Annotated in this window: 16 protein-coding genes; 6 read left to right on the top strand and 10 right to left on the bottom strand. The window is 76.8% G+C overall.

Annotation, left to right across the window (positions count from 1 at the left end):
• Positions 1 to 345: 345 nt before the first annotated feature.
• The gene (locus ACIQKA_RS33355) at positions 346 to 714 is read left to right on the top strand and encodes a hypothetical protein (RefSeq protein ID WP_383159366.1); all 369 of its coding nucleotides are present in this window, start codon (positions 346 to 348) and stop codon (positions 712 to 714) included.
• Positions 715 to 787: 73 nt separating this feature from the next.
• On the opposite strand, the gene ACIQKA_RS33350 is transcribed toward ACIQKA_RS33355, so the two are convergent.
• The 5 genes from ACIQKA_RS33350 to ACIQKA_RS33330 all read right to left on the bottom strand — a co-directional run bounded on the left by ACIQKA_RS33350 (position 788) and on the right by ACIQKA_RS33330 (position 9342).
• Complete coding sequence (locus tag ACIQKA_RS33350; protein ID WP_402543210.1) at positions 788 to 5413, bottom strand: hypothetical protein; 4626 nt, start codon at positions 5411 to 5413, stop codon at positions 788 to 790.
• Between the two features lie 81 nt (positions 5414 to 5494).
• On the bottom strand, positions 5495 to 6430 hold the full coding sequence (locus ACIQKA_RS33345; RefSeq protein WP_383158486.1) for a hypothetical protein: 936 nt from the start codon (positions 6428 to 6430) through the stop codon (positions 5495 to 5497).
• Positions 6427 to 6567, bottom strand: coding sequence for a hypothetical protein (locus tag ACIQKA_RS33340; RefSeq protein ID WP_383158484.1), 141 nt, complete (start codon positions 6565 to 6567; stop codon positions 6427 to 6429). The genes ACIQKA_RS33345 and ACIQKA_RS33340 overlap by 4 nt, the downstream gene beginning before the upstream one ends.
• 467 nt (positions 6568 to 7034) lie before the next feature.
• A complete protein-coding gene (locus ACIQKA_RS33335) occupies positions 7035 to 8579 on the bottom strand; it encodes a hypothetical protein (RefSeq protein ID WP_383158481.1) in 1545 nt (514 codons plus the stop codon).
• Between the two features lie 10 nt (positions 8580 to 8589).
• Entirely contained in the window at positions 8590 to 9342 is a 753-nt protein-coding gene (locus ACIQKA_RS33330; RefSeq protein ID WP_402543209.1) for a GntR family transcriptional regulator, read from the bottom strand.
• Between the two features lie 253 nt (positions 9343 to 9595).
• Here ACIQKA_RS33330 and ACIQKA_RS33325 point away from each other — a divergent pair, with 253 nt between their 5' ends.
• Genes ACIQKA_RS33325 through ACIQKA_RS33315 form a run of 3 tightly spaced genes read left to right on the top strand, consistent with a single transcriptional unit; the run spans position 9596 to position 11894 of the window.
• Positions 9596 to 10366 (top strand): LamB/YcsF family protein, encoded by a 771-nt coding sequence (locus tag ACIQKA_RS33325; protein ID WP_402543208.1) that lies wholly within the window; start codon positions 9596 to 9598, stop codon positions 10364 to 10366.
• A complete protein-coding gene (gene pxpB / locus ACIQKA_RS33320) occupies positions 10363 to 11034 on the top strand; it encodes a 5-oxoprolinase subunit PxpB (RefSeq protein ID WP_383158477.1) in 672 nt (223 codons plus the stop codon). The genes ACIQKA_RS33325 and pxpB overlap by 4 nt, the downstream gene beginning before the upstream one ends.
• Positions 11031 to 11894: a biotin-dependent carboxyltransferase family protein gene (locus ACIQKA_RS33315; protein ID WP_402543207.1), complete on the top strand. Its 864-nt coding sequence runs from the start codon at positions 11031 to 11033 to the stop codon at positions 11892 to 11894. The genes pxpB and ACIQKA_RS33315 overlap by 4 nt, the downstream gene beginning before the upstream one ends.
• 211 nt (positions 11895 to 12105) lie before the next feature.
• Here the strand turns inward: ACIQKA_RS33315 and ACIQKA_RS33310 are convergent, their stop codons facing one another.
• The 4 genes from ACIQKA_RS33310 to ACIQKA_RS33295 all read right to left on the bottom strand — a co-directional run bounded on the left by ACIQKA_RS33310 (position 12106) and on the right by ACIQKA_RS33295 (position 16852).
• Entirely contained in the window at positions 12106 to 13419 is a 1314-nt protein-coding gene (locus tag ACIQKA_RS33310) for a glycosyltransferase (protein WP_402543206.1), read from the bottom strand.
• Entirely contained in the window at positions 13416 to 14537 is a 1122-nt protein-coding gene (locus ACIQKA_RS33305; RefSeq protein WP_402543205.1) for a glycosyltransferase family 4 protein, read from the bottom strand. The genes ACIQKA_RS33310 and ACIQKA_RS33305 overlap by 4 nt, the downstream gene beginning before the upstream one ends.
• Positions 14538 to 14780: 243 nt before the next feature.
• Entirely contained in the window at positions 14781 to 16196 is a 1416-nt protein-coding gene (locus tag ACIQKA_RS33300) for a HEAT repeat domain-containing protein (protein WP_383158468.1), read from the bottom strand.
• 263 nt (positions 16197 to 16459) lie between these two features.
• The gene (locus ACIQKA_RS33295) at positions 16460 to 16852 is read right to left on the bottom strand and encodes an ankyrin repeat domain-containing protein (protein WP_383158465.1); all 393 of its coding nucleotides are present in this window, start codon (positions 16850 to 16852) and stop codon (positions 16460 to 16462) included.
• A gap of 308 nt (positions 16853 to 17160) precedes the next feature.
• Here ACIQKA_RS33295 and ACIQKA_RS33290 point away from each other — a divergent pair, with 308 nt between their 5' ends.
• Complete coding sequence (locus ACIQKA_RS33290) at positions 17161 to 17355, top strand: hypothetical protein (RefSeq protein WP_125667438.1); 195 nt, start codon at positions 17161 to 17163, stop codon at positions 17353 to 17355.
• Positions 17356 to 17392: 37 nt separating this feature from the next.
• Positions 17393 to 19045: a hypothetical protein gene (locus tag ACIQKA_RS33285; protein ID WP_402543204.1), complete on the top strand. Its 1653-nt coding sequence runs from the start codon at positions 17393 to 17395 to the stop codon at positions 19043 to 19045.
• Positions 19046 to 19237: 192 nt separating this feature from the next.
• Here ACIQKA_RS33285 and ACIQKA_RS33280 read toward each other — a convergent pair whose 3' ends face one another.
• Entirely contained in the window at positions 19238 to 20740 is a 1503-nt protein-coding gene (locus tag ACIQKA_RS33280) for a PLP-dependent aminotransferase family protein (protein ID WP_383432845.1), read from the bottom strand.
• Between the last annotated feature and the right edge of the window lie 71 nt (positions 20741 to 20811).

Genomic DNA, 20811 nt, shown 5'->3' with positions numbered 1-20811 from the left:
AACGGCGGCGCGAGCCTACTACTGCATCGCGACCATCCCGAAGGCGTGTCCGGGCTATTTTCAGCCTGTCGAGTGAGCGTCGATCATGAGATGTCCTGTTATTCGGGGAGTTGAGGTCGACCACTGTGGCGCAGGACACCTGATGACGTGCGACTCCGCCGGCCTGGGGAGATGGCTGGAACTGTGCGTTCCGCCCGTACGGGGTCTCGCGTTTCACCCTGGGCGGGGCGAAACCTTTTCCCTCTGGCGTGCGTCAATGGGTACGGGGAGGGTTCTGTCCGCGTAAAGGCGTTCACAACGGGCAGCCGTCCCTGAAGTCGTTCAGTGGTGGGGAGTGACAGGGCAATGGAGCACGAGGCGCGGTCGGCAGGGCAGTTGTGGGTGGAGGACGAGCGGGGCCGGCGGCGGATGCCCGACCCGGTGCGCGACGCCGCCGTACGGGCCGTGATGATCACATCGGTGACCCTCATCCAGGCGGTGGTGGCGTTCTTCTGCAGCCTCGCCGGGTCATGGCTGGCCTTCCCGGTCACCATCACCGCGGTGGCCTCGACGATCGTGGCCACCTGGAGCGTCCTCGACGTCTGGATCACCCGTCAGGTGTGGCGCCAGCGCAACGGGGTGGTGTCGGAGCCGAGCAGCACGGCGCGCCCGTCGCCGCGGACGCGTCGCGGTGAGGGCCGGGTGGAGACGGCGCCGCTGTCCGAGGCGGCCTGAGGGAGAACGGTGATGGGCCCGGCCCCCCGGACGGGGTGCCGGGCCCATCACCGTTTTCACGGACGGGCGGTGCTCATCCGGCGTCCGTCGTGGCCGGGTCGTCGGACCGGTGGCGGCGGAACATGCGCGTCGCCGTGATCTCGCCGTGGACGGCCTCCCCCTCCGGGTCGGTCCGCGGAAGGCCGGGGCGCAGGTGCTCCTCCACGCTGATGTACTTCAGTCCCGCCCGCAGGTCGGCGTCGTTGCGGAGCCGGATGACCAGCGGGAACTCGGCGAGCGCGGTCGTGTCGAACAGGCCCGTCGTGTAGAGGAGCTGGACGCCGAGCGCGTCCGACACGGCCCGCTGGAGCTCCAGGAGGTACGTGGCGTTGGCGCGGCCGATCGGGTTGTCCAGGAACAGCGTGCCCGCGTGCCGGTGCTTGTCGCGGCCCCGGTCGTTGGAGCGGAGCGCCGCCATCGTGCAGTACAGGGCGATGGCGGCGGTGAGCAGCTGGCCGCCGGAGAAGACGTCGCCCATCTGACCGACGGGGACCCGCTCGGCCCGCAGCACCGCGTCCGGCTTGAGGATCTCGACGGAGACGCCCTTGGGTTCGAGGGCCGCCTGCACGCCCCGCAGGAGCAGGGACATGCCGTCGCGGCGCAGGTCGGAGTTCTTCTTCACGGCGGCGCGGGTGGCCTCGTCGACGACCTCGCCGAGCCGCTCCGCGAGGGTGGCCTGGTCGGGCTCCTCGAAGCGGATCCGCAGGAACTCCTGGCCCGACCACTCGCCGAGGCCCTCGGGGAGCCGGGAGAGCCGCTGGGCCGAGCGGAGGGTCGCGAGGGAGGACTCGACGAGGCCGCGGAGGCGGTCCACGATCGAGTCCCGGTTGCGCTCCAGCTGCTCCAGCTCGTCGGTGAGGACCCGCAGCCGGGGCGCGAAGGCCTCGGCCCACTTGGCGGCGTGCTCGGGGAGCGCGGACGCCGGGAGCTCGCGGATCTGCTGGCGGGCCGGGGTACGGACCTGCTCGTAGCGGGTGGAGTTGGCGTGCCGGACGAGGACGTCGCTCGCCTCGCGCACGGCGGCGTCGGCGGCGGACAGCTCGCCGGTCCGGCCGCGCAGCGTCCGGCGCGCCTCGGTGGACGCCGTGCGGGCCTCCTCCAGGGTGCCGGAGTACGGCTCGGTCTCCTCCTGCTCCTCGTCCGCGTGGTCGCGGAGCAGGTCCCGGAGCAGGGCCGCCGTCTCGTCGAAGCCGCCGGCCGCGTCCTCGGCGGCCCGGTGGTCGCGGAGCAGTCCGGCGTGGGCGGCGCGGGCCGACTCCAGGGCTGCGCTGCGGGAGGCGAGTTCGGCGGTCGCGGTGCGCAGGAGGGCCTGGGCGCGCTCGGCGTCGGCGGGGACGAGCTCCTCGGGCAGCTCGGTGTGCGCCCCGCCGTCCTCGGGGGCGAGGCGCTCGGCCTCGCCGCGGAGCCGGCCGAGCTTCTCGCTCGCCTCGGAGGCACGGGTCTCCAGCATCTGGACCAGGGACTCGGCGCGGGCGGCGGCGGCCTGGCGGGAGGGGCCGTCGGCGCCGTCGGTGGACTCCAGGAGCTGTTCGGCGCGGGTGCGGACCTTGTTGGTGAGGCGGTTCAGCTCGGCGAGGGCGGCGGACTCGTCGCTCTCGGCGCGGGCCTGCTCGGCGCGCAGGTCGGCGCCGACGCCGACCTTCTCGTAGAGCTGGGAAGCGGCCCGGTAGGCCTCGCGGAGGGTGGGCAGGGCGGTGCGGGGCGCGGCCGGGTCGGCCTCGGGGAGCGGGTCGGGGGCGCCCGCGATCTCGGCGCGCTCGGCCCGCAGGGCGCGGGCGGTGCGGTGGGCGTCGTCGGCGGTGCGCTGGGCGGCGCGGCGGTCCTCGTCGGCGGCCCGGGCGCGCTCCAGGCAGGTCTGGGCGCGGGCCTCGGACTCGGCGGCGTCGTCGGCGAGTTCGCGGAGCCTGGCCTGCCAGGCGGACCGCTCGCGCAGCCGGAACGCCAGGCCCGCGAGGGCGTCGGCGACCCGGCGGGCGCGCTGGGCGGCCTCCTGGCGCTCGTCGCGGACGCGGATCGCCTCGGCGGCGGTCTCGTCGGCCTCCGCGCGGGCGGTGCGGGCCTCTTCGAGGGTCGCGGCGGCGGCTTCGGCGCTCTCGCGGGCGGCCGTGGCGGCGGCGGCGAGCTCGGTGAGCATGCCGGGCGGGCAGTCGGCGCGCCAGGCGCCGAGCCGGGCGGCGAGGGAGCGGTCGCCGGCGAGGCGGCCGGCGAGGGCGCGGATCTCCTCGTCGCGGGCGGCGGCCCGCGCGCGCAGGGCGTGCCGCTCCTCGTCGGCCGCGTGCTCGTCGTGCATGGCCGGGTTCGGCGGTACGAGGAAGACGCCGGGGTCCTCGTCCCCCGGTCGGGCCGGTACGGGGGCGAGCAGGGCGGCGGCGGTGCCGACGGCGACGGCGGAGCGGGGCAGCAGGGCGGCGGCGGCGAGGACCTCGCGGGCGCGCCCGTACGAGACGGGGTCGGTGATCACGACGCCGTCGACGAGTTCGGGGCGGGCGGCGAGCACGCGCGCGTGGTCGGCGGGGTCCACGGCCTGGGCGAGGTAGCGCCAGCCGGGGAGGGCGGGGATGCCGTGCTCGCCGAGGTGCTCGACGGTGGCGAGGACGTCGGGTCCCGGCGGCAGCAGGCCGCCGTCGCCGAGGGCGCCGAGGATGCGGGAGTCGTCGGCGGCGGCGGTGCGCAGTTCGAAGAGCTGCCGCTCGGCGGAGGCGACGGCCCCGTCGAGCAGGGAGCGCAGCTCGTCGGCGTACCGGTCGAGGTCGGTGGCGGTGAGCGGCCCGTGGGAGGCGGGCCCCGCGGGCTCCTCGCCGGCCGGGCGGTCGGCCGTGGGCAGGCTCAGGAGTTCGGCGAGGCGCTCCTCGGCGGCCAGGGACTCGGCGGCGCGGCGCTCCGCGTCGTAGGCGTTCCCGGCGGCCGCGGCCGCGTCGGCGGCGCGGGCGGCGGCGAGTTCGGCGCGGGACTCGGCCCCGGCGGCCTCCCGCGCGCGCTCGACGACGGCGGCGGCGGTCTCGCGGGCCGCGTCCCAGGCGGCGACCGTGGTCTTCTCGGCGTCGCTGGCGGCGAGCGCGGCGCGGGCCGGGTCGGCGTCGGGCGCGGTGTCGTCGAGCCAGCCGGCCCGTACGGCCTCGGCGGTCTCCTGCTCGACCTCGGCGAGCCGCTGGCGCAGGTGGCCGGACTCGCTGCGGGCGCGCTGGGCCTCGGTCGCGGCGGCGGTGGCGTCGCGGTGGGCGGTCTCGCCCGCCTCCTGGAGGGCGGTGGAGCGCTCCTCCTCCTCGGCGGCGTGCCGCTCGCCCTCCTCGGCGGCGGCGGCGAGGGCCCGTACGAGGTCGGCGGCGGCCTCGGCGCGGGCCGCGAGGGCGGGGGCGGCGTCCCGCTCGGCCTCGCGGATGGCGGCGGCCACGCGCGCGGAGCGGTCGCCGGCGGCGCGGTGGCGGAGCACGGCCTCGGCGGCCTGCCAGGCGGAGTGCAGGGTGCGGGCGTCGGTGAGTTCGCGGCGCTGGGAGGCCGCGCCCTTCTCGGCGGCGGCCAGGGCCAGGGAGGCGTGCCGGTAGGCGAGTTCGGCGGCGATGAGGGCGCTGCGGCCGCGGGCGTCCTCGGCGTCGGCGACGGCGTGGGCGGCGGAGGTGACCTGCCGGGCGAGTTCGGCGCCCCGGCCGCGCTCCTCGGCGGCGCGGGCGGAGAGCCGGCGGGCGAGGGCGCGGGTGCGGCGCTCGGCGGCGGTGTGGACCTCGCGCGCGTGGGTCCGGACTGCGGCGGCCTCGACGATCCGGTTCAGGAGGTCCACGGAGCCGGCCGTGAAGTCGCGTTCGGCGGTGAGTTCGGCGCGGCGGCCGAGCTTGTTGCCGAAGCCGCCGACGAGGTCGGCGAGGCCGTCGGTGTCCCGGGTGTCGGTGACGGCGCGCAGCAGCAGGTCGGTGAAGTCGGAGTCCTTCTTGACCGCGAAGAGGCCGGCGGCCTCGCCCTCGTCGGCGTTCATCTCGCGCTGGTAGCGGAAGAGTTCGGGGTCGAGGCCGAGCTCGCCGAGGTGCTCGTTCCAGCGGTCGTGGATCTCCTCCCAGACCACCTCCAGGTGCGGGTAGGCCTTGCCGGCCTCGGTCAGCGCGTCGCGGAAGCCCTTCATGGTGCGGCGTCGGCCGCGCGCGCCGGAGGCGCCCTCGGCGGGCGGGCGGACCGAGGTGGCCTCGGCGACGGGGAGGTTGTCCAGGCTGAGGCCGGGGCCGGGCCGGAAGGAGTACCAGGCCTCGGCGAACTTCCGGGGGTCGTTGGAGACCTGGCGGCCGCGCCACTCGCTGGCCTTGCCGACGACGACGAGTTCGCCGGTGAGGGTGTGCTGCCACTCCAGGGCGACGTGGCCGCAGTCGTCGGCGAGGAGGAACTTGCGCAGCACGCCGGAGCTGGCGCCGCCGAGGGTGTTGCGGTGGCCGGGGAGCATGACCGAGAAGATCAGCTTGAGGAGGACGGACTTGCCGCCGCCGTTCTCCAGGAAGAGCACGCCCGCGGGGGCCGGGCGGCGCGGCGGTCCGACCGGCTCGTCCTCGAAGAACTCCGCCTGGGTGGGGGCGGGGTGGGGCACCGGGGCGCCGACTCCGCGCAGGTCCAGGACCGTGTCGGCGTAGCGCGCGCCGGCGGGGCCGATGGAGTAGAGGCGGACCCGGGACAGCTCGTACATGGCGGGGACTCTCGTGCTGGGAAGGTCGGCGGGGCGGCGGGACCGCGCGCGTGGTGGACGGGGTCGGCGGGGTCGGCGGGATTACGAGTGGAACGGGAGGCCCGCGTCGGCCGCGAGCTCCAGGTCGTCGCCCTCGGGCGGCGGCAGGAGGGTCGCGGAGCCGTCGCTGACGGGGACGACGCCGAGTTCGAGGAGTTCGGCCATGGCGGCGGAGCCCGCCATGTCGCGGACCTGGAGCTGGTAGCGGGCGGTGGTGCGGTAGGAGCCGCCGCCCTCGTCGCCGGTGCGCTGGAGGAAGCCGGAGTCGGTGAGGAACGCGGCGGCCTTGCCGACGATGCCGGTGGTGGACCCGGCGAGCCTGCGGGCGTCCTTGGTGGCGCCGGTGGCGCTGCGGCGTGCGTAGGTCCGCCAGGCGGCCTCCAGGCCGGGGGCGTCGGAGGCCGGGTCGGTGTTCTCGCCGTCCTCCTCGGCGCGCTGCTCCAGGCGCAGGCAGGCCTGGCGCACGAAGGCGTCGACGCCGTTGACCGTGAACCGGCCGATGTACGCGTCGTCGGCGAGGTCCTCGGGGCGGGGGAAGGCCATGGCGGCGACGGCGAGGTGGGCCAGGCCGTGCAGGAAGCGGTCGGCGGAGTCCGTGGAGGCGCGGCGGGCGTAGTCGCCCATGCGGACGGCGAAGACGGAGTCCTCGGCGGCGGTGACGGCCATCCCCGCGCGCGGGGAGACCTCCAGGACGACGAGGCCGAGGCCGGTGGCGACGGCGTCGGCGAGGCGCGCGAAGGCGGGGTCCTCGCGGTAGCGGCGCAGGAGGTCGGCGTATTCGGCGTCGCGGGCCGGGAGCAGCTTGGGCTGGAGGCCGAAGGAGACGAGCCGGGCCGCGTCGGCGGCGTCGGCGGGGGTGACCGCGGGGCCGCCGGACGCGGCGGGGGCGGCCGGGGCCTCCGGCCTGTTCCACGCGTCGGCGTGCGGGGCCTCCTGCTCGCTCCACGCGTCGGCGTGCTCGGCGTGGGTCTCGCTCACGGCTGGGGCTCCTCGGGACGGTTCTCGGTCGGTACGGCGCGGACGGCGGGACGGGACAGGGGCAGCGGGACGGGGGTGACGGCGGCCGGGGCCGGAGCCCGCTCGGCGGGCGCGGGCGGCTCGTCCGTGAGCCGCACGGCCCGCACGGACGGGACGTCGCCCCGCCTCCGTGCGGCCCCGGACCGGGACGGCCCGGATCCCAGGGGAACGGTGCCGAGCCGGGGGCGGGTACGGAGGGCCTGCGCGGCGGCGGGAGCGGGGTCCGCCGGGGCGGGGTCCGGTGCGGGGACGGGGTCGGTGACCGGGACCGCGTCGGGTTCCGCTCCGGCTTCCGGCGCCGGATCCGAAGAAGGCTCTGGATCCGACCCCGACCCCGGTTCCGGCTCCGGCTCCGTCGTGACTTCCGGTCGGAGTGCGGGCGCGGCGGTGGTTCCGAGTACGAGGGTGTCGGCCGGGTCCGGAAGGCCGGCCGGGCCGAGGGCGTCGGTCGAGTCCGGCTCGTCGGCCGGGGCGGGGCCGGCCCCGTCGATACAGGAGGTATCTGTACTGGAGGTATCTGTACCGGAGGTACCTGCACAGGAGGCGGGAGCGGGGGGTACGAGGGTCACGTCGCCTCCGTGCGGTCGGCGGCCATGCCCGCCGCGTCGAGGAGTGCCGTACCGACGATGAGGTCGGCGCCGCCGAACTCGGGGTCGTCGAGCGGAGTGCCGTCGTCGACGGCGAAGAGCAGCCGCTCCTCGCCCTGGCGGTAGGCGGTGCCGACCGGAGGGCTCGCCGCGTGGACGGCGAGGAGGGCGACGAGGTACGGCAGGTCGGGATCGGTCGCACGCGCCTCGGCGAGCAGTCCGGAGAGGCGGCGCGGGGCGTCGTGCTCCAGGTCGAGCAGGCGCATGGCGTGTCCGAGCTGCTCCTCGCTGAAGCGGGAGTCGTCGGGGGTGGCGATCAGGTCGGGCTCGGGCATCTCCGCGCCGAGGTGCTCGCGCTCGACGGGCGGGGTGAGCAGCAGGTCGACGAGGTCGCCGAGGCGGACGGAGGCGGGGGTGCGCAGTCCGGTGCCGTGGGCGAAGAAGGCGTCGGTGGCGCGGGTGGCCTGTTCGACGGGGAGCGTGAGGAGCGGGGCGACCAGCTGCCCGTACAGGTCGAGTCCGGTGTACGCGGCGGGGGCGGCGAAGGCCTGGCGGTCCTGCTCGGCGCGGAAGAGCGGTCCGGCCTCCAGGAGGCGGGACTGGAGCTGGGTGTGGCGGCGGATGCAGTCCTTGACGATGTCGACGAGTTCGGCGGCGCGCCGCTTGTGCTCGGCGGTCTTCGCGTCGGTGGCGGCCTCGGCCTCGTCGCGCGCCCTGCGGATGTTGGTGAGGATCGCGTTCTCGTGGCGGTAGCGGTCGGCCACGTGGTCGAGCGCCTCGGCGATCATGTCGGGGACCGTCTGGAGCCAGTCGACGGCACGGACGTTGCGCCGGGTGGCCTCCAGGGTCCTGCGGAGGGTCTCGGCGTACTGCACGGTCCGGTAGCGGGCCTGTTCGGCGGCGAGTTGCGCGTCGGCCAGGCGGCCCCGGTTGATGAGGACCTCCAGCTTCACCTCGGCGGCGATCTGGGCGCTGGTGACGTCGGTGTCGAGGGCTCCGACCAGGACGTTGACCGCTTCGTCGGTGGTGCGGAGGTAGACCCCGCCCCCGTATCCCGGGACCTCCTCGACGAGTTTGAAGTCGTAGTCCCTGCGGACGTAGACGCCGTCGGTGCCGAAGGTGCCGTAGACGGCGCGGAAGCCGCGGTCGACGCTGCCGACGTTGATCAGGTTCTCCAGGACCCAGCGGGCCACGCGCTCGTGCTCGGCGGCCGGGCGCCGCGGGGCCTGGGCGGCGACGCGGGGCAGCAGGCGGGCGACCATCTGCTCGTGGTCGGCGCCGGTGTCGAAGTCCATGTTGAGGGTGATCAGGTCGATCGCGGCGAGGGCCACCTCGGCCATCGCGTAGACCGTGTACTCGCCGGCCAGGTTCGCCTTGCGGGCGTCCAGGTCGTGCAGCGGGGCGGTGCACGCGAGCGCGCGGAGGCGCCGCGCGAGCCCTTCGTCGGCGGCCGGGCCCTGCGCGGGCCGCGGCCCCGCGCTGAGCTGGGGCGGAGCGAGGTCCGTCGAGGCAGGCGAAGTCACGGTGCACAGATTAGGTCCTCACCCTGACAACGGTCGAAACAGTGCGGATGCGACCGGGGCCGGAGGCTCGGTCGCGGGCGCCGGCGGCCCGGGCGCAGGCGTCCTCGACCCCGGCGCGGGAGTCGTCGAGGTAGCGGGCGAGGAGGCGTTCGGCCGTGCCGCGCTCACCGGCGCGCAGGGCGCCGAGGATCTCCCGGTTCCGCGCGGGGAACGGCTCGTGGAGGGCGCGCGGGTCGTCGACGAGGTGGAGGGCGAGGCGGAGTTCGGCGAGGACGCCGCGCATCGGTTCGTCGGTGCGGGCGCTGCCCGCGAGGGCGACGAGCGCGCGGTGGAAGTGGATGTCGGCCGTGGAGACGCCGTTCCAGTCGCCGGCGCGGGCGGCGTCCTCGCCCTCCTCGACGGCGGCGGCGAGGCCGTCGAGGGCGAACGGCGGCCGGCCCAGGCCCCTGACGACGGCGCACTCGACGAGCCCGCGGGTGCGGTGGATGTCGGCCACGTCGCCGGCGTCGAGGACGCGGACGAAGACGCCCCGGTTCAGCTCGTGGACGAGGAGGCGCTCGTGGGTGAGGAGGCGGAAGGCCTCCCGCAGGGTGTTGCGGGAGACGCCGATACCGTCCTCGGAGAGCCGGGTGCCGGGCGGGAACCGGCCCTCGGCCACGCGGGTGCGCAGGATGCCCGCGACCCGCTCCGCCGTGCTCGTGCGCCCGAGCGGCGCGCGGTCGTCCGCCGGGTCCCCGGCCCCGTCCTCCGCCGGCCTCGCCACGGCGCCTCTTCCCTCTTCGTCGCCGGTGCCCGCGCGACTCCTCGGCCTCGGCGCCCCGCGGCGTCCGCCACCGGTCCGCCGCGTCGGAGCCCACCGCACCGAAGCCCACCGCGCCGCGGTCGACCGCACGGAGGGGCCGGGACGACGGGCTCGTCGCCCTCGTTGTCGGATCGTTCAACGATCCTCTACGTTGAGAGCGTCCCATGGCCCCGCCGTGCCCGCGTGGGCACGCCCCCACCCCGCGAGGCGCAAGATGAGCACGACCTGGGTGTCGATCGATCTCAACGCCGACCTCGGCGAGGGCTTCGGACGCTGGACCCTGACCGACGACGAGGAACTCCTGTCCGTGGTCACCAGCGCCAACGTGGCCTGCGGCTTCCACGCCGGGGACGCGGCCACGATGCGGCGGGTGTGCGAGCTCGCGGCCGCGCGCGGGGTGCGGATCGGGGCGCAGGTCTCCTACCGGGACCTGGCCGGCTTCGGGCGGCGGTCGATGGACGTCCCGGCGGCGGAGCTGGCCGCCGAGGTGGCTTACCAGATCGGCGCCCTGGAGGTCTTCGCCCGGGCGGCGGGCTCCCGGGTCGCGTACGTGAAGCCGCACGGGGCGCTCTACAACCGGGTGGTCGGGGACGGGGAGCAGGCGGCGGCGGTCGTCGAGGGGGTGCTGCTCGCGGACCGGACGCTGCCGGTGCTCGGGCTGCCCGGCTCCCAGCTGCACGAGGCCGCCGCGGCGGCCGGACTCCCCGTCGTCGCCGAGGCCTTCGGCGACCGGGCCTACCGGGCGGACGGCTCCCTGCTGCCGCGCGGGCAGGAGGGGGCGGTCGTCACCGATCCCACCGAGGTCCTGGAGCGGTCGCTGGCCCTGGCCCGGCTCGGGACGGTCACCGCGCACGGCGGGGACGCCGTGGCCGTCCGGGCCCGGTCGCTCTGTCTGCACGGGGACACCCCGGGCGCGGTGGAGCTCGCCCGGCGGGTCCGGGCGGGCCTCGAATCCTCCGGAGTGCGGGTGGAGGCCTTCGCGTGAGCGGGGACGGGATCGCTTCCACGGGCGTACGCGTGCGCGTGCTGCGCGTGGGTGAGCGGGCGCTGCTCGTGGAGCTGGACGGCGGCGCCGAGGCGGAGGCGTTCCACGCCGAGGTGCTGCGGCGCCGGGCGGCCGGTGCCCTTCCCCCCGTACGGGAGGTCGTGCCGGCGGCGCGGACCGTGCTGCTCGACGGGGTGGCGGACCCGGACCGGCTCGCGGCCGAGCTGCCCGGATGGGAGGTGGGACCGCTCTCCGCGCGCGCGGAGCGGGTGGTGGAGGTGCCGGTCCGCTACGACGGGCCCGACCTGGCGGAGGTCGCCGCGTGCTGGGGCGTGTCCGCCGAGGAGGCGGTGCGGATCCACACGGCGGCCGAGTTCCGGGTCGCCTTCTGCGGGTTCGCGCCGGGCTTCGGCTATCTGACCGGGCTCGGCGAGCGGTACGAGGTGCCCCGGCGGGCCACTCCGCGCACCGCCGTCCCGGCCGGTTCGGTCGCCCTGGCCGGACCGTACACGGGTGTGTACCCGCGCTCCTCCCCCGGCGGCTGGCGGCTGATCGGCACCACGGACGCGGTCCTCTGGGACACCGGGCGGGATCCGGCGGCGCTCCTCTCCCCCGGCACCCGGGTCCGGTTCACGGCGGAGCGCCCCGGCGCGGGAGGCGGGCGGTGACGGGCCGGACGGTGGCCGTGGTCCGGCCGGGGGCGCTGACCACCGTGCAGGACCTGGGACGCCCCGGGTACGCGCACCTGGGCGTGGTCCGCTCGGGCGCGCTCGACCCGGCGGCCGTACGGCTCGTCAACCGGCTCGTGGGCAACGCGGAGGGGGCGGCGGTCCTGGAGACCACCGTCGACGGGTGCGCGGTGCGGCCCCGGTGCGCGGTGACCGTGGCGGTGGGCGGCGCGCCCTGCCCGGTCCGGGTGGACGGTCGCCCGGCCGCCTGGGGCACGGCGGTGCGGGTGGCGGCCGGGTCGGTGGTCGAGGTCGGGACGGCTTCCCGGGGACTGCGGGCGTACGTGGCGTTCGACGGCGGGATCGAGGTCGAGCCGGTGCTCGGCAGCCGCTCCACCGACCTGCTGTCCGGCCTCGGCCCGGCGCCCCTGGGGCGGGGGACGGTCCTGCCGCTGGGCGCGGACGCGGCGGTACGGGGGCCGGTCGACGCCCCTCCCTGGCCGGGGCCGCCGGACGTGCTCGTCCTGCGGGTCCGGCTCGGGCCCCGCGACGACTGGTTCACCCCCGGCGCCCTCCGCGCCCTCGCCACGCGCGCGTACCGGGTGTCCCCGGCGAGCAACCGGATCGGGCTGCGGCTCGAAGGACCGGTCCTGGAGCGGGCCGTGCCCGGGGAGCTGGCGAGCGAGGGCATGGTGCTCGGCGCGGTGCAGGTGCCGCCGGACGGGCGCCCGGTGGTCTTCCTCGCGGACCATCCGACGACCGGCGGCTACCCGGTGGTCGGGGTGGTCCGGGAGGCCGACCTGGGCGCGGCGGCCCAGGCGGTGCCGGGGACGGCGGTGCGGTTCGTACCGGTGCGGTGAGCGGGGCGCCGGGGTCCCGGCGGCACCGTCCCCGCGCACGTGGCGTCCCAGGCCCCGCCGGCCTCGTCCCGATCGCCGACAACGCACCGTCCCCGCGCGCGTGGTGTCCCGGCCCCGCCGGCCTCGTCCCGATCGCCGACAACGCACCGTCCCTTCGCGCGTGGTGTCCGCGGTCACCGGCCGGCCTCCTCCGGCCCGAAGGGTTCCCCGGTCATCCGAGGGTCTCCTCGGGAACGACCGGGCCGATCGGTCCGGCCGGTCCGAGGGCTCCAAGCGCCCCGGGAGCCCCGGGAACTCCTGGCACCCCCTGCGCTCCGTGCGCTCCGGGGAAGAAAGGCGCCGGGGCGGGCAGGGCCTCGTGGGCGCGGAGGAAGGCGGCGACCGAGCGGTCCCAGGCGAAGCCCTCCGCACGCGCGCGTGCGGCCCGGCGGCGGACGGCTTCCGGGACGGCGAGGAGGCTCTGGACGCCGGAGGCGAAGGCCGCCGGGGTGTCGGCGGCTGCCGCCCCGGCCGTGCCCACGACCTCGGGGAGGGCCGAGGAGGCGCTGACGACGACCGGGGTCCCGCAGGCGAGGGCTTCGAGGGCGGAGAGCCCGAACGTCTCGGCGGGCCCCGGCGCCAGGCAGACGTCGGCCGCCGCCTGGAGGTCGGCCAGGACCTCCCGGTCGGCGACGTGCCCGACGAACCGCACCGGCAGGCGCCGCTCGCGCGCCCGCCGCTCCAGGGCGGCCCGCAGCGGCCCGTCGCCCGCGACCACGAGCGTCGCCTCGACCCCCGCGCCGCGCAGCTCCTCCAGGGCGTCCAGGGCCGTGCCGGGCCGCTTCTCGACGGAGAGGCGCGAGCACAGCAGGAGCAGCACCCGCTCCCCGGCCGCGTACCGGGCCCGCGTCGCGGCGGCGCGGCGGCCGGGCCGGCAGTGGTCCAGGTCCACGCCGAGCGGGGCCCGTACGACGTTCCGGGCCCCGATCCGGACGAACTCGCGCTCGGCCCACCCGGTCGTGCAGACGATCCGCGCGAACGCCCAGGCGGTGCGGCGGTTGAGCCGGTCCGCCGCGCGGGCGGCGAGGACGGGCGGCACGCCCCAGGTGCGCAGGACCCCGTCCGCGGTCTCGTGGGAGACCATGACCGACGGCACGCGGGCGCGGCGGGCCCACTCGCCCGTCCAGCGCAGGGTCGTGCGGTCGGAGACCTCGATCCGGTCGGGGGCGAGTTCGTCGAGGAGGCGGGCGACCCGGCGCCGGTCGGCGAGGACCCGGTAGCCGCCGGTGCCGGGCAGTACGGGCCCCGGGAGGGTGACGACCCGGCCCTGCTCGGTGCGACGGTCGCTCGCGGTGGCGCCCGGGACGACGAGGACCGGCTCGTGCCCGGCCGCCAGGTAGCCGCGGCCGAGGCGGTCGAGGGCGGTGCGGAGGCCGCCCGAGGTGGGGGTCACGAAGTTGGCGAGCCGGACGATCCGGAGCCCGCCGCCCGCACGCGCGCCCGTGCACCTCCCCGTGTCCGCGCCGGTCGTGCGGGGGCCGTTCACGCCGCCACCGCCGTCCGCCCGCGCAGGACCTCCCGGTAGTGGCCGATCAGTTCGTCGCCGAGGGCCTCCCAGGTGCGTCCCTCGACGGCGGCGCGGCCGGCCCGGCCGCAGGCGGCGCGGCGGTCCGGCGCGGCGGCGAGGGCGGCGACGGCGTCGCGCAGCGCGTCCGGGTCGCCCGGGGGCACGAGGAGCCCGGTGCGGCCGTGGTCGACCAGGTCCAGGGGCCCGCCGGCGGCCGGGGCGACCACCGGGACCCCGCTCGCCATGGCCTCCTGGACGGTCTGGCAGAAGGTCTCGTAGGGACCGGTGTGGGCGAAGACGTCGAGCGAGGCGAAGATCCGGGCGAGGTCGGCGCCGGTGCGGCGGCCCAGGAACCGGGCGCCCGGCAGGGCGGTGCGCAGCGCGGGTGCGCTCGGGCCGTCCCCGACGACCACGACCCGCACGCCGGGGAGTCCGCACGCTCCGGCGAGCAGGTCGACGCGCTTCTCGGGGGCGAGGCGGCCCACGTAGCCGACGAGGAGCTCGCCGTTCGGGGCGAGTGTGCGGCGCAGGGCGGGGTCGCGCAGGCCGGGGCGGAAGCGGGCGGTGTCGACCCCGCGGCCCCAGAGCCGGACGCGGCCGATGCCGTGGGCCTCCAGGTCGCGCAGGGCGGCGGTGGAGGGGGCGAGGGTGCGGTCGGCGGCGCCGTGCACGGCGCGGAGGCGGCGCCAGGCGGTGCCCTCGCCGGTCCCCACGTACGTGCGCGCGTAGCCGGCGAGGTCCGTCTGGTAGACGGCGACGGCGGGGATGCCGAGCCGGGCGGCGGCCGTCATCCCGCGCACGCCGAGGACGAACGGTCCGGCGAGGTGGACGAGGTCGGCGCGGTGCGCGGCGAGGGACGCGGCGACCCGGCGACTGGGCAGGGCGACCCGTACCTGCGGATAGCCGGGCAGGGGCAGGGACGGCACCCGGACGACGGCGCAGGGGGCGTCGGCGTCCGCGGCCGGGTCGGCGACGGCGGGGGCGATGACGAGCGGGACGTGGCCCCGCCGGGCGAGGTGGCGCGCGGTCTGCAGGGCGCAGTGCGCCACACCGTTGACGTCGGGAGGGAAGGATTCGGTGACGATGACGACACGCATACGGGTGTTGTCCTCGCGCCCGGCGTGTTCCCGCCGAAGTCGATCTGGACGGGGAGGGAACGTCCCGTGAGCGTTTCCCGCGCGGGGCCCTCCCGGGCCCGCGGGGCGGGGCGGCTCTCCCAGGCCTGCGGGGGGCGGGGCGCGGCGGCTCTCCCGGGCCCGCGGGGCGGGGCCCGGCGGCTCTCCCGGGCCCGCGGGGGCGCGGCGCCGGCCCGCCCCGTCCCCCTCGGGCGTTCCGGGTCCTCAGACCTGCAGGTCCGGCCCTATCCGGTTGCGCACCGCGAGCTGGACCTCGACCTCCTCGGCCGGGTCGGCGGCGAGGCGGCGCAGCCGTTCGGCGACGCGGATGTCGCCGGTCTCGGCGTGCTGGGCCGCGACCTCGCGGGTGGTCTCCTCGCAGTCCCAGAGGCATTCGACGGCGAAGCCGGTCGCGAAGGCGGGGTCGGTGGCGGCGAGGGCGCGGGCCGTGCGGCCGCGGAGCTGGGAGGAGGCCGTCTCCCGGTAGACGTGGCGCAGCACGGGGGCCGCGCAGGCGATGCCGAGGCGTCCGGCGCCGTCGACGAGGCAGGCGAGCTCGGGGGCGTCGGGGCCCTGGGCGCGTACGGTTCCGCGCAGCGCGCCGAGGACGGAGGGGGAGTCCTCGGCGGTGCCGCGGCAGGCCAGCACCTCGGCGGCGGCGGCGCCGAGCGCGTCGGCGCGCCGGACCCACGCGCGGGCGCGGGCGACCGCGTCCTCGCCGCACATGCGGCGGTAGGCGGCGACGGCGGCCTCGGCGACCGCGCGGGAGTCACCGTCGGCGGCGTGCTCGACGAGGTCGAGGACGGCGGGGTCCCGCGACTCGGCGAGGTGGTGGAGGGCGGCGCCGCGGGCGCCCTCCGCGCCGTCGCGGGCGGCGGCGAGCAGCTCGGGCCGGTCCTCGGGGCCGGCGACGGCGGTGAGGCAGCGGGCGGCGGGTCCGTGGAGGACGGCACCGCGCTCGTACCCCTCCTGCGCCCAGTCGAGGACGGCGCGCACGCTCCAGCCGGGGCGGGGCCCGGTGGGGCGCATCTGGCGCTGCCAGCGGTCGAAGGAGCCCTGCTCCATGGCGGCCCTGACGCGGGGGCCCACGGTGTCGCGCCGGTCCTCGGCCCACAGCCGCCAGGGCCGGGGCTCGAAGGCGTCGCGGACGGTGCGGCCCAGCTCGGCGTCGCCCTCGGCGTCGGCCGGGAAGCGGCCCAGCACGGAGGGGGCGAGCGCGCGGAGTCCGGCGTCGTCGTCGCGGAGGGCCAGCTCGTCCAGGGCCCAGGCCCAGTTGGTGCCGGTCGCGGCGTAGCGCCGGAGCAGCAGCAGGGCGTCCTGGCGTCCGTAGGAGGCGAGGTGGCCGAGGACGGCGAGCGCGAGCCCGGTCCTGGACTCCTCGGTGTCGAGGTGGTCCTCGGCGCCGAAGAGGTGCGCCTCGATCTCGTCGAGACCTCCGTGGAGGTCCAGGTAGAGACGGGCGTAGTAGAGGGAGCGGTTCTCGACCTGCCAGTCGTGGCGGGGGTCGTCGAGGACGCAGTGGTTCAGGGCCGCGAGGGCCTCGGCACGTGGCGCGGCGAGCGCGTGCAGGGTGCCGTCGCCGCGGCCCCGCTGCAACAGGCCGAGCAGGGTGCCGCTCGGCGCTATGACTGGATCGAACATGGGGAGACGCCTCACATCAAGCTGTCGACACGACCGGGGGATGCCGGGATGACCGGGATGAACCGGGTCAGGCGGTGCATCGGTGTACGCCTAGGCCGTGCGGCGACATGTCGGGCCGCTCGTCGTCCTGCGCTTGCCAGTGATCATCTTCCTCTGCCTCTCGTCGGTGGCCCGTTCTGCCGGGTCCGACGTCATGATGACCCACCCATTTCGCCACCGCGACCACATTTACGACGCCGCCTCACCTGGGGTTCAGCGCCCGTTCACCGGGTTCCGAAGAGTTCCAGGAGTTCGGCCTTGCCGAACATCCGGGCGGTGTCGACGGCGGACGGAGTCCCGGCCTCCGGATTCGCGCCGCCGGCGAGGAGGGCGCGGATCACGGCGTCCTCGCCCTTGAAGACGGCGCCGGCGAGCGGGGTCTGGCCGCGGTCGTTGGCGCGGTCGGCGTCGGCGCCCCGCTCCAGGAGGGCGGAGACCGCCGCGGCGTGGCCGTGGTAGGCGGCGAGCATGACGAGGGAGTCGCCCCGGTCGTTGGTGAGGTTCACGGGGACGCCCGCGTCGACGTAGGCGGCGAGGGCCTCGGCGCCGCCCGTGCGCGCGAGGTCGAAGACCTTGGACGCCAGCTCGATGACCTCGGGGTCCGGAGTCTCGCTCATCGGGGGACCGCCTCTCTCCTACGGTGTCGGGTCGCGCACGGCGAGCGGGGCCGTACGGGTGAATCGACAGGGTACTGCCCGTCCGGGGACATGACCGTGCGCGACCGAGGCAAAGATCACGGCGTCCCGTCCCCCCGGATTCGCCCTTAGCGCACCTCGGGCGTTTCGCCACTCGACCGTGCGTTCGCTGTCCGCCGGTGCGGTGAAATCAGCTTTTTTTCACTCCAATGCACCTTCCGTCGCATAGATACCCGCCGTGAACCTGGAAGGACTCATGGTGACTGTCCCCTCAACCAGGAGAACACCCAATGATCCTGTCCATCTCAGGCGTGGTCCTGCTCGGCATCATCTGCTTCCTGTTCTTCAAGAAGGACGGCCTGAAGCCCTCCCACGCCATCGTCAGCTCGCTGTTCGGCTTCTACCTCGCGGGCACCGCCATCGCCCCGAGCATCACGGCGGGCGGGCAGAGCCTCGCCGGTCTCCTGGGCGGGATCAAGTTCTGACGCCCCTCAGCCCCTTCCACCACTTCAGGAGTACGACGTGGCCCGGCGACCACTCCCCCGCATTCTGAGCAGCGGCAGCGCGCAGATCGCCCGCAGTCGAGAGATCGCGCGCACGGCCGCCGACAGCGCCACCGACGTGCTCCATCCGCTGATCACGGTCTCCCGGGGTCTGCGGAAACTGGCCGCGTCCGCGCGCGCCAGGTGGGCCGCGACCCCCAAGGAACGGCGTGGTCCCACGCTGTTCCTGGTCGCGGCCTGCGTCCTGGTCGTCGCCCTCCTGCCGTACGGGCCGCTCCTCGCGCTCGTCACGCTGATGGGCGCCGCCGCGTGGAAGGGGCGCGAGCGTCCGGTCGCGAAGACCGGGCCCGACGAGGCGGAGACCGCCCGCCTCAAGGGCCTGTACGAGGCGCTCGTACCGTACTTCTCCGTTGCCGAGGACCCCTCCCCGCTCTTCTCCCACGGGGGCGACTGGAGCGGGGCCTTCGGGGAGTACGCCTTCGACGGGGACGGGCGTCTCACCCGGCTGCGGATCGCGTACCCCCCGTACTTCGCCGACGGCGAGCCGGCCGCGCGCGCCCGCGTCGAGCAGCTGCTGCACGCCAAGTCGGGGCGCGGCCGCGAGTACCGCTTCGACTGGGACGAGGAGGACAACCGGCTCGTCCTGAGCGTGCTGCCCGCCCTGCCCACCACCATCGCCGCCCAGCGCTTCGTCACCGTGCCGGGCGAGACCGTCCTCGGCTTCACCGACGCCGACGCCGTGCAGCGGACCGTGCCGGTGGTCACGGCGGACGGCACGGAGGACGCACCGGCCGTGGTCTGGCGCACCGGCCCCCGCTCCACCGAGCCGCACCTGCTGGCCGTGGGCCGGCCGGGCAGCGGCACCACCTCCCTGCTGCGCTCGATCGCGCTCCAGGCGCTCCCCCACGGCGACGTCCTGATCGTCGAGGGCGGCGGCACCGGCGAGTACGCGTGTCTGGCCGGCCGCGCCGGGGTCCTCGCCGTCGAGTGCGGGCTCTCCGGCGCCCTGGCGAGCCTGGAGTGGGCGGCGCACGAGACCGAGCGGCGCCTGATCGCCGCGAACCGGGCCCGGCAGGCCGGCCTGCCCGCCCCGGAGGACACCCGGCGGCCGCTGTGGATCCTGCTCGACCGGCCGGGCGTCCTCGGCCACCTGGCCGCCGCCGACGGCCGGCCCGACCCGCAGGAGCTGCTCCAGGTGCCGCTGCGGCACGGGCGGGCGGTGCAGGTGACGGTGGTGGTGGCCGAGCAGTTCGACGACACGGACACGCTGAGCGAGACGGTACGGACCCACACCAGGGCCCGGATCGCGCTCGGCCCCGCCGCGCCCGGGCAGATCGCGGCCGTCCTCGGCGCCGAGCCGCACACCACGCCGACGCCCGACGTCCCCGCGGGCCGCGGCTACGCGCGCCTGGGCGGCGGCCCGGTCCTGCGGCTCCAGGTGCCGGCGACGCCCGACCCGTACGACGACGCGACGAGCGACGCGCACCGCCGGGCGGTCCTGGACCTCCTGCCGGAGCGGAGCACGGCCGCGCCGGTGACGGCTCCCGCGCCGACGGTGGTGATCGAGAAGATCCCCGTCATCCCCCCCGACCCGGCCCCGGCCCCCCGTGCCGAGCCGGCCCCCGCACCCGGGCCGGCACCGTTCCAGGCCCCGGTCCCGGCGGAGGGCTGAGCATCCGGGAAGCGGCCGAGGGGCGGGTACGGACACCACGGTCCGCACCCGCCCCTCGGCGCGTTCCCGGAGACACCGGCGGAACCAGGGCCCGTCCGGCGGATCACGGCCGGGGCCGCGACGCCCGGCACGGCACCTCGCCGCGTTGCCGAAACGCCGCGACCCGCCCGACCCCGATCCGCCGGACAGGCACTACGCCACGAACGACCTCGGCGGCTCCGTCCCGCCGCCCGCCGCCCCCGACTCGACCAGGCGGGCCGCGGCGGCGAGCCGGGCGGCCGCCTCGTCCGCGACGGGGCCGCCGACCGTGAAGGGCAGCCGGACGAAGCCCTCGAAGGCGCCGTCGACGCCGAAGCGCGGGCCGGACGGCACCCGGACGCCGACCCGCTCGCCGGCCTCGGCGAGCCGGGAGCCGGAGAGGCCGCCGGTGCGCACCCAGAGGGTCAGGCCGCCGCGCGGGACCGTGAACTCCCACTCCGGGAGCTCCCTGCGGACGGCGGTCACCAGCGCGTCCCGGTTCTCCCGCGCCTGGGCGCGGCGCAGGCTCACGGCCTCCTCCCAGCCGCCCGTCCGCATGAGCCAGTTCACGCCGAGCTGTTCCAGGACGGGGGTGCCGAGGTCCGCGTAGGCGCGGGCGGCCACCAGGGAGCGGATGACGTCGGGCGCGGCCCGGACCCAGCCGATGCGCATGCCCGCCCAGAAGGCCTTGCTGGCCGAGCCGACGGTCAGGACGGTGGAGCCGGCCGGGTCGAAGGCGCAGACCGGCCGGGGCATCTCCAGGTCGTCGTCGAGGTGCAGCTCGGCCATGGTCTCGTCGACCACGAGCACCGTGCCGGCCGAGCGGGCCGCCTCCACGAGCTGCCGCCGCTGGTCCTCGTCCGCGAGCGCGCCGGTCGGGTTGTGGAAGTCGGCGACGACGTACGCGAGGCGGGGCGCCGCGTCCCGCAGGACCTGGCGCCAGCGGCCCAGGTCCCAGCTGCCGAGCCCCTCGGACATGGCGACGGGCACGAGCCGGGCCCCGGCCTCGCGCATCAGCTGGAGGATGTTGGCGTACGAGGGGGACTCGACGGCGATGCGCTCGCCGCGCCCGGCGAAGAGGTGGCAGATCGCGTCCATGGCTCCCATCGCGCCGGTCGTGACCATGATCTGCTCGGGCATGGTGGGGATGCCGCGGGCGGTGTACCGGTCGGCGAGCATCTGCCGCAGCGCGGGCAGGCCCGCCGGGTAGTCCCCGTGGGTGTGGGCGTAGGGCGGCAGCTCCTCCAGGGCGCCCTGGAAGCCCCGGGACAGCCAGGGCTCGGGGGCGGGGAGGGCGGCGCAGCCGAGGTCGATCATCGAGCCGAGGGCCTCGGGCGGCAGCGGTTCGAGGCCGCGCGCGGGCAGCGGGTTCCCGGCGGGGACGGCGGTCCAGCTCCCGGCGCCGCGCCGGGACTCCAGGAAGCCCTCGGTGCGGAGGGCCTCGTAGGCGGCGGCCACCGTCGTCCGGCTGACGGCGAGCGCGAGGGCGAGCTCCCGCTCGGCGGGCAGGCGGGCGGCGACCGGGACGCGGCCCTCCAGGACGAGCAGCCGGACGCCGTCGGCGAGGGCGCGGTAGGCGGGCGGCTTGCGGGCGCCGGGCGCGGCGGGCCGGGGCTGCTGCGCCCGGAGTTGCCGGGCGAGTTGCGCCGGTCCCACTGCCGAAGTCCACTGAGCCACGGAAATCAGTCCACCTTCCTCGAATTGGCCATGGTTGGCCTTCGATCCCCTGCCACAGAGTGGCACGAGTC

Source organism: Streptomyces sp. NPDC092045 (genome assembly GCF_044756005.1).
In the GTDB taxonomy this organism is placed as follows: Bacteria; Actinomycetota; Actinomycetes; order Streptomycetales; family Streptomycetaceae; genus Streptomyces.
Note: the sequence above shows the minus strand (reverse complement) of the source record. Positions and strands in the feature narration are given on the sequence as shown.